General features: G+C 32.7%; 8 protein-coding genes and 2 pseudogenes. 9 read left to right on the forward strand and 1 reads right to left on the reverse strand.

All coding sequences use genetic code 11. The features are described 5' to 3' along the window. Positions 1 to 115: 115 nt before the first annotated feature. The 3 genes and pseudogenes from map to GSM_RS09245 all read left to right on the forward strand — a co-directional run bounded on the left by map (position 116) and on the right by GSM_RS09245 (position 2397). Positions 116 to 858: pseudogene (map, locus tag GSM_RS14235) on the forward strand (type I methionyl aminopeptidase). A gap of 303 nt (positions 859 to 1161) precedes the next feature. Continuing rightward, the gene (locus GSM_RS09235) at positions 1162 to 1551 is read left to right on the forward strand and encodes a tautomerase family protein (RefSeq protein ID WP_003687825.1); all 390 of its coding nucleotides are present in this window, start codon (positions 1162 to 1164) and stop codon (positions 1549 to 1551) included. Positions 1552 to 2016: 465 nt separating this feature from the next. After that, positions 2017 to 2397 carry a MerR family transcriptional regulator gene (locus tag GSM_RS09245; protein ID WP_003687829.1) on the forward strand — a complete coding sequence of 127 codons (381 nt, stop codon included), beginning with the start codon at positions 2017 to 2019 and terminating at the stop codon, positions 2395 to 2397. A 217-nt stretch (positions 2398 to 2614) separates the two neighbouring features. Here GSM_RS09245 and GSM_RS09250 read toward each other — a convergent pair whose 3' ends face one another. Beyond that, positions 2615 to 3160: a TetR/AcrR family transcriptional regulator gene (locus GSM_RS09250; RefSeq protein WP_010078163.1), complete on the reverse strand. Its 546-nt coding sequence runs from the start codon at positions 3158 to 3160 to the stop codon at positions 2615 to 2617. A gap of 102 nt (positions 3161 to 3262) precedes the next feature. Between GSM_RS09250 and GSM_RS09255 the strand changes: the two genes are divergently transcribed. The 6 genes and pseudogenes from GSM_RS09255 (at position 3263) to lepA (ending at position 8704) form a co-directional block, all read left to right on the forward strand. Then, entirely contained in the window at positions 3263 to 4054 is a 792-nt protein-coding gene (locus GSM_RS09255; protein WP_003687833.1) for an SDR family NAD(P)-dependent oxidoreductase, read from the forward strand. 8 nt (positions 4055 to 4062) lie between these two features. Beyond that, positions 4063 to 4395 carry a hypothetical protein gene (locus GSM_RS09260; protein ID WP_003687834.1) on the forward strand — a complete coding sequence of 111 codons (333 nt, stop codon included), beginning with the start codon at positions 4063 to 4065 and terminating at the stop codon, positions 4393 to 4395. Positions 4396 to 4756: 361 nt separating this feature from the next. Further along, entirely contained in the window at positions 4757 to 5482 is a 726-nt protein-coding gene (locus tag GSM_RS09265; protein WP_003687837.1) for a DUF554 domain-containing protein, read from the forward strand. A gap of 207 nt (positions 5483 to 5689) precedes the next feature. Then, entirely contained in the window at positions 5690 to 6214 is a 525-nt protein-coding gene (locus GSM_RS09270) for a hypothetical protein (protein ID WP_003687839.1), read from the forward strand. Positions 6215 to 6242: 28 nt separating this feature from the next. Then, positions 6243 to 6899, forward strand: coding sequence for a TetR/AcrR family transcriptional regulator (locus tag GSM_RS09275; RefSeq protein WP_003687841.1), 657 nt, complete (start codon positions 6243 to 6245; stop codon positions 6897 to 6899). Between the two features lie 9 nt (positions 6900 to 6908). After that, positions 6909 to 8704, forward strand: a pseudogene (gene lepA, locus GSM_RS14245) (translation elongation factor 4). Positions 8705 to 8759: the final 55 nt, after the last annotated feature.

Consider the following 8759-nt stretch of genomic DNA (forward strand, 5'->3'; position numbering starts at 1 on the left):
AAAGAAGCGGATACACTACTAAATCAGATAGAGTAATGTATTTATTAAAAATTATTATTTGTAATAATCACTATATGTACGTACAAATATAAGTTTAAAGAAAAGATAAATTTGCATGATCATATTAAAGTCAGGACGTGAAATCGATGCAATGGATGAATCAGGTACAGTATTGGCAAACATGCATATTGCTTTACGCGATTTTATTGAACCTGGTATAATGAGTTGGGATATTGAGAGATTTGCTCATAAATTCATCTTAGATAATGGTGCAATACCCGAACAGATTGGATTTGAAGATTACAAATATGCAACATGTATCAGTATAAACGATGAAATTTGTCATGGTTTCCCAAGAAAAGAAGTTCTTAAAAATGGAGATTTGATCAAAGTTGATACGGTTATTAATTTGAAGGGCGCTTTATCAGATTCTTGCTGGAGTTATGTAGTTAGAGAGTCCACCCCGGACAAAGATCATTTGATGGAAGTCGCTCTAAAAGCTATGTACAAAGGTATTGAACAGGCACAAGTTGGGAACCGTCTAGGAGATATCGGTCACGCTATTCAAACTTACGTTGAAAGAGAAAATTTAACAATTGTCCGGGAATTTGTAGGACATGGTGTCGGACCAACTTTGCATGAAGCTCCAAACGTCCCTTCAGGTAAAGGTTTACGCTTGAAAGAAGGCATGGTTATCACTATTGAGCTATGGTAAACACAGGAACATGGAAATCAAAAATAGATGATAATGGGTGGACTGCTCGGACAAAAGATGGAGGCCTCAGTTGTCAATTTGAACACACATTAGCGATCACGAAAAACGGTCCACGTATTTTAACTTCACAAAACGATTGTTAAAACGTATTATTAAATTGGTACCGAGTATCAATGAATCAAAGCGTCCCCATTGCCAACCCCCATTAAAGTTGGCTTTTATTTATAATATTAATCAAAAGCCCAGTAAGTTACATGTGGTTTATAGTTTTAATTCTAAAAACATCATCTGTATCGTCACTGTTTTAATTAGTTTTGTATGGGAGGACTTGTTGTCTAGGTTTGGTTTTTCCTCAAGTGGTCATAGCTGAAATACTTAATATTTAATTGGTATTAACAATAAAAGGATTATAATAAACTTTAGGTACTAATTGGGAGGTAGTGTTTATGCCATTAATGCGTGTTGATGTAATTAAGGGTCATGATCAGAAATATTTGAAAAAGTTACTAGATATTGCATACGAAACACAAGTTGAAACTTTAGCTACACCAGAAAATGATCGTTATCAAATTTTAACACAACATGAGAAGTTTGAGATGCAAATTCGAGATACTGGATTGGGGATTGAACGAACAGATAATGTTGTCGTGTTCAATCTTGTGACACGTCCGAGATCAACAAAGGCTAAGCAAGTTTTTTACAGCAAAATTGTAGAACGTTTGAATAATGAATTGGGAATTCGTAAAGAGGACATCATGTTTAGTTTAGTTCCTAATAATGACGATGACTGGAGCTTTGGAAATGGTGAGGCACAGTTCTTAAATGGAAAGCTTTAATCTGACATTAGAATTTATCCGTAGTAAAAGATATTTAGCAACGCCGCTAAGTTTTTGTTGGGGGATTCTAAATGTCTTTTTTTGTTTCCAAAAACAGGTTTGCAAAGAAGCTATGAAAAAAGAAAATATATTTTATGTCAATATTATCAATTTCCTTCAAGATTTTTTCTACCTTCTTTAAGTTATGGACTGGTACTGTAATATTTGCTGCAGTGGCTGTTAAGACTCTAATAGTTTTCAATACTAGTCTTGCAAGAAGCACCAGTAACAATCGTATTTTTTTCGGACAAGTCAATGACTTTAATAATGGCTAAAATCGTTGAAGATGGGACAAATCATGAATCAATGAGTATTTGTTTTTATTGTAATAGTCACTTTTTGTTTTCATATCACCTGTTGCTATGTTAATCCTAGCATGCTAGGGTTGGTTTAGCGTAAATACAAAATTTGAATTGAGGTTAAATAATGAAAAAGGGTAGTGGGATTAAGGAAGTATCGCAAAAATATAATCTGAGTGTATATACTATTCGTTATTATGAAAAAATTGGCTTATATAAAGTTCCAAGAAATGAGAATGGGATTAGGGTTTTTGATGGGGATACTTTATTACGGATCAATGCAATTGTTTATTATCGCAGAGCGGGAATAAGCATTAAACAGATCCAACAAATTTTTAGAACTCCTACTCAAGATAAAGAACATATAAAAATCTTTCTTCAGACCAAAGAAAAGCTGCTTAAGCAGCTTGATGACCTAGAAAAAACAATTAATTTTTTAGATTATAAAATTAGTTATCATGAAAAAGAATTATCAAAAAAAGATTCAAAAGAAATGGATATTAATTGAGGATAGGGTTGTCATGTAACAACAGCAACTGCTGTGTAATTTAAAAGCAGAATTATCCAGATTAATTGTCCCTCCGTAAGATTACTTCAAAACATAATTGACCACATTAAATTTATAAGAAAAAGGAACCATGCTAAAGATGTTTCACAGCATAACTTTTTTTGTTAGTAATTTAAGTATTCATCAAATTTATAATGCACTCATCCTGATAAGTACTTCAGTCATTTAAATTTCCAGCAATTAACGACCATATGTTTTCAAATTGTTGTCTAGATTGATCATTCCACAGAAAAGCTAATTCAGGTGCTGAAAACATAATAAAAGCTTGAATAAAAGCAAGTGCTTTGTTTCTGTCTTTCCAGCTTGTTGCTGCTAACAAACTATCAACTAATGCATCTAGATGTTTCTGTAATAAACGAGGATTGGAATCGATGTATTCTGTATATAGCTTAAACATTTCTGGATCTTTTTGGTATGCTGATTTTTTTTGAGTAAATAGTGTCCACAGCCAATCATGGATAATTTTCTTTTTGCTCTTGTAAACACTTGTATCAAAGGGAAACAATTTGAATAGTAATGCATCAAGCCATCTTTGAGCTAAGGCACTTAAAAGAGCATTTTTATTTGGAAAATATTTATATAAGGCTGCATGACTTGTGCCCAAAATTTTAGCAATATCGGTTAAAGAAATTGAATTCATTCCTTTTTGCTTTATCAGTTTTTCAGCTTCGTTTAGTATATGTTCTTGAGATAATTTATTCATGTTGGTATTAAGTTACATAACTTGACTTTTGTAACTTAGTTGTTTATACTCCTTTCTAGTTACATTTAGTAAAAATTGTAACCTAGGAAGGAGTATTTTTCAATGAAAATGAAAAATAAAAAAATTGTTATAATAGGTGGTACCTCGGGCATTGGGTTGGCTTTAGCCAAAAGGCTAGCAATTATGGGCAATCAAGTAATTGTGGGTAGTCGTTCAAAAGAAAAAATCAGTGAAGTAATTAAAAATAATAAAAGCATGAGTGGGTACCCAATAGATGTAAGTGACCAAGGTAGTGTACAAAGATTTTATAATCAAGTAATTGAAGAATCCAAAAATATCGATGTTGTTATTAATTCGGCTGGTATTATGAAACATTATAATTTGCTTGATGAGAAGATTACTTCTCAAAAACTACAGGCTGAGATTCAGACAAACCTAATTGGAACAATAACTGTTGATAAAATATTTTTACCTGTTTTACGTAAACAAGCAGAGTCGCTAATTGTCAACGTAAGTTCTGGATTGGCCAACCTTAGTTCAGCAGCACATCCAATATATTCTGCTACGAAAGCAGGTGTCCATATGTTTACCGATGCTTTAAGGGAACAACTACATTTTGCTGGTGAGGATCATGTGCACGTGATGGAACTGGTACCACCATTAGTTGCTGAAACCAATCTTGAAAAAAATATTGGTTCGGTGAATGCCCCTAACAATATGAAACTATCCGATCTAATTGATGAAGGAATCCAAGGAATTGAAGAAGATTCAATTCGGGTAAATGCAGGTTTAGCAGAAGTAATGAGGGAAATGGGTCAAACTGATCCTGATAAATATGAGCGAGAACTTGCTGCTACAATGATTCCCGGATATTTTCCTAATGGTTTAAAATGAGGTGTGTTATGAATAATGTCAAATTACCGGAAGTAATTAATCAGTTTGTTGAATATACTAATGCTAGGAATTCAAAAGATTTTATCAATTTGTTCACTGAAAATGCCACTTTGGATGATTGGGGACGTATTTTTAAGGGTCACTATTCAATTTCAGAGTGGAATAAAAATGAAAACATTGGTAAAAAATCTCAATTTAAGATATTGGAAAGCCGTAAAACGAGTTCCAACAGTTGGTTAGTTCAAATAAAAGTATCAGGGAAAGGCTTTAACGGCGCCGGCCCAATGGAATTTACAATTGATAGTAATCTTATTTCGTCAATTAAAATACTACCTGATTAGTCCAGTTAGTTATTAATTTAATTTTTGTTTAAAGTTGATATAGCAATGGTAAATGTTATATTTTAGAGCATAGATTTAAACGAATTGATCCGAAAAGTACTTTTTGAGTAAGGCTTGTTTGGGTGACTAAATAAGAGAATCAGAATGGTAAAGCGACTAAGCGCTTCTGTATTAATTTACAGAGGCGCTTTTATGGTTTTAGGTGTTGAAGTGCATCCCTTTGTTTTTTAATGTTACTTTAATTCTAATGTTTGTAGAGCCCCATGTTACAGACTGTCTGTTAAAAACGACGATAGCACCAATAACTTAAAATTTGGGAATGTGATTAAATCTTATTTTAAATTTAAGGAGAACTGTAAATATGGTCGGAATAGGAGCTTTAGTTAACGCAAGTACCGTTGCCGTTGGAGGAATTGTTGGTTATTTATTTCAAAGAGTTATTCCAATAAAGGTGCAAAAAACGGTTTTACAAGCAATTGGACTTGGAATTATCTTCATTGGATTTTCAGGTACATTAAGCAAAATGCTAGTTATTAAGAGTAATTCCATTTCAACGATAGGGACGATTATGTTAATTGTTACGTTAGCAGTTGGAACAATTGTTGGTGAATTAATTGATATAAACACTTGGTTGAATAGTCTTGGAAAAACACTTTCTCAATATTTTGGTAAAGAGGAAAATTTGAGGTTTAGCGAAGGGTTCATCATTTCCACCTTAACAGTTTGCATTGGGGCAATGGGGGTAGTTGGTGCTCTCCAAGATGGCTTGAATCATGATCCTTCAATTTTATTTACTAAGTCGATAATTGACTTCATTGTTATTTTACTTTTTGCAGCAACATACGGTATTGGTTGTTCTCTTGCTGCAATTCCAATCTTGATTTTCGAAGGGAGCATAACATTGTTAGCAACTTTCATCAACCCTTTTTTGACTTCAGATATGTTAACTGGAATTTCATTAGTTGGTAATACTTTAATTGCCTTAATTGGAATTAATATGCTTTTGGGAGCAAAAATTAAAATTGCTAATTTATTACCTTCTCTATTAATTGTGATTATATACGTTCATTTTTGGGGTTTATCATAAAAGATTTAAAGCTCATCCATTGAATATAGAGGATAGACGAAAAAGAGGCAAGTTTCACAGAAATGTACAAGTGGGTTTTATTAAAAATAAGCTCAATGAATGTTTTGAATATTTTTTAAAATAATTCGTTTGACTTTTTTTAGAATAAAGGTTAGTTTTAATATATTCAAAAATGACCCATGGTCATAAATGGGAGATGGTATGAAAATGGAAATTCCAAGGGGCTTTCAGGTGGTTGAAATGATAAGAGCACCTTTTAACCAACAAATAGTTAACATTAAAAGATATCAAAAAGAAGCAAAAATCGAGTATAATGGTCCACATATAACAATTGTTGAAGATAACCATGGAATAATACGCGAATTTAGCAAATTAATTACTAAAAATAATTTCATGCTTCCCAATGATAATAAGGCTCGATTGATAGCTGAACGAACGATTGATAAGTATGATCCACAGAGGTTATTGAAACTCACTTTTATTGAAATTGAAGATCAAGTTCGTTACTTTTGGAGTAAAGATGGTCAAAAAAATGAAGTTCCAATTTTATGGGTTAAATATGGAGATTCTGATGGTGCATTTAGCTGGGTAGGCATTGCTGGTAAGGGTGAAGTAGTTGAGTATGAACGACAAGCTTACTATGATTATGTTAACGGTAAAGGAAAGACTGAGCAGTGGACAAACGATAATTGGTTGCTGGGTCATAAAAACTTATTTTTGAATCAAAAATGACTGATGGTCATGAAAGAGGTGCTTAATAATGTCAAATTCAATGACAACAGAACAAAAAATTGCAAAGTCTCAACGAATTGCTCAAGCCGCTTTAAAACTATTTAGAGAAAGATCATTTGATGAAATTACGATTGCTCAAATTGCACAAACAGCAGGAATGGCAAAAGGAACGTTGTTTAATTATTACAAAACTAAAGAAAACATCTTTATGAATTTATTATTAGAAGGATATCAGAATTTTTTTACTCAATTAAATAATAAAATTTTGAACTTTAAGGAATTAACACTAATTGATTTTAAACAATTAATGTTGCAAGTAACCTCTGAGTTAATAAAAGAATATCCAGATTTAGTACGCCTTAATACGTTAAGGGGCCCTATTTTGGAAAAGAAAGCTGATAAAGAGCAAACCGTGATTGGGAGAAAAAAATTATATGAAATTAGTGGAAACTTAAGTGAAAATATCGCTGCTCGTGTAGTTGAATTAACGCCGGAAACAATTAATCATCTGTTTGTTACACAAGGTGCCATTATTGGTGGTTTAGTCAATCTATCTGGACTAGAGCAATTTAATCATGAAAAACTACCAATTGAAGTGTTTGACTTTGAAATAAACATTGAAAAAGAAGCTAAGAAAGTTTTCGGCTTTTATATGGACGGATTGTTCAAAGAAAAAGAAGGTTGATGAAGTATAATGAAACAGCAAAACATGCGTAATTTTTCAATTATTGCCCATATTGATCACGGAAAATCGACATTGGCAGACCGAATTATGGAACAGACACACACAATCAATGATAGAGAAAAAAAGCCTCAGTTATTAGATGATATGGTGGTTGAGCAGGCACATGGTATTACAGTTAAATCACGAACCGTTAGAAATTATTATGATGCTGATGATGGTGAGAGGTATGAATATAATTTCATTGATACACCAGGACATGTTGATTTTTCGTATGAGGTTTCAAAAAGCCTTGCTGCCAGTGATGGTGCAGTTCTGTTAGTTGATGCAACCCAAGGTATTCAAGCTCAAACAGTGGCCAATTTGCGAATTGCTAGAAGAAATAAATTAACTATTATCCCAGTAATTAATAAAATTGATAACAAAGCTGCTGATATTCTACGTACTGAAGAACAAATTCGTAAGCTTGACCCAGAATTTGCTAACATTGATATTTTAAAAATTTCAGCAAAACTGGTCAAGGGGTTCATCAAGTTTTGGAGGCGATCAGAACAAAAATTCCCGCTCCTGAGGGAAACAAAAAGTCATCGTTAAAGGCGCTTGTTTTTGATTATTTTTATGATTCTTTTAAAGGAATTGTCGCTTATATTCGAGTCATTGATGGTCAGGTAAAAAAAGATGATGCTATGTTATTAATGGCTGAGAAGACTAAGTTTTCTGTTAAAGAATTAGGATACTTTGCTCCTAATATGACAGCAAAAAATTGTCTAATTGCTGGTAATGTTGGTTATATTATAACGGGATTAAGGGATCCTCAATTAGTCCGAGTCGGTGATACTATAACATCTGCAACTAATCCAACTGAAGAATCTTTACCTGGTTATAAACCAGCAAAGTCAACAGTTTTTGCTGGCTTTTATCCTAAAAATAATAATTATAATGATCTAAAATCGGCTATAGAAAAATTAGCTTTAAATGATTCTTCATTTCATTATAGTCTTGAAAATTCAGAAGCCCTTGGTGTTGGATTTCGATGTGGATTTTTAGGAATGTTTCATTTGCAAATTATCCGAGAAAGATTAAAAAACGAATACAATTTGGAAGTTCTTACCACGGCACCAAATGTAACTTATCATGTTCATTTAAAAAATCAGTTGGATCCAATAGTTATCAATAATCCAATTAGCTTTCCAGATTTTTCAAAAATTGATTTTGTTGAAGAACCGTTTGTAAAAGCCGAAATCACGACACCGAATGAGTTATTAAATAAGGTTATGAAATTAACCAGTCAACACAAAGGATCATTAATAGATATGGAAAACAAGGCGGATTTGATAGTAATAATTTATAAAATACCAATTTCTGAAATTGCTTTTGATTTTTTTAATCAATTGAAGTCCGTTTCTCATGGATATGCAACTCTTGATACAACTTTTTTAGGATATGAGACTGCTGATCTTGTTAAAGTAGAAGTAGATATCAATTATGCACCAATTGATGCTTTATCGTTCGTCGTTCATAGAACTGACGCACCTAAGTTGACCCAAGAATTAGTTAAAAAGTTAAAGTATACTGTTCCTCACAGATTATATCCAACTCCGGTTCAAGCAGTCGTAGAAGGTAGGTCTATTGCGAGAGTTGACATACCTCCACTTAGAAAAAATGCTGCCGTTTCTGGGGAAAGTAAGAGTATTTCAAAAAAACAGGCACTGCTACGACGTCAAAGTATCAATAAACGACAAGCTGCTAGAAATAGTATTGAATTACCTCAGGAAGTTTTTAATGCGATTTTAGAATTGGATTTGTAAGAATTGATAGACTATATCCAAACCAAAGAAAAGTTTTAGTTTGCTATTTACAATT

Origin of the sequence: Liquorilactobacillus mali KCTC 3596 = DSM 20444, from assembly GCF_000260415.1 — a bacterium.
GTDB classification, from domain to species: domain Bacteria; phylum Bacillota; class Bacilli; order Lactobacillales; family Lactobacillaceae; genus Liquorilactobacillus; species Liquorilactobacillus mali.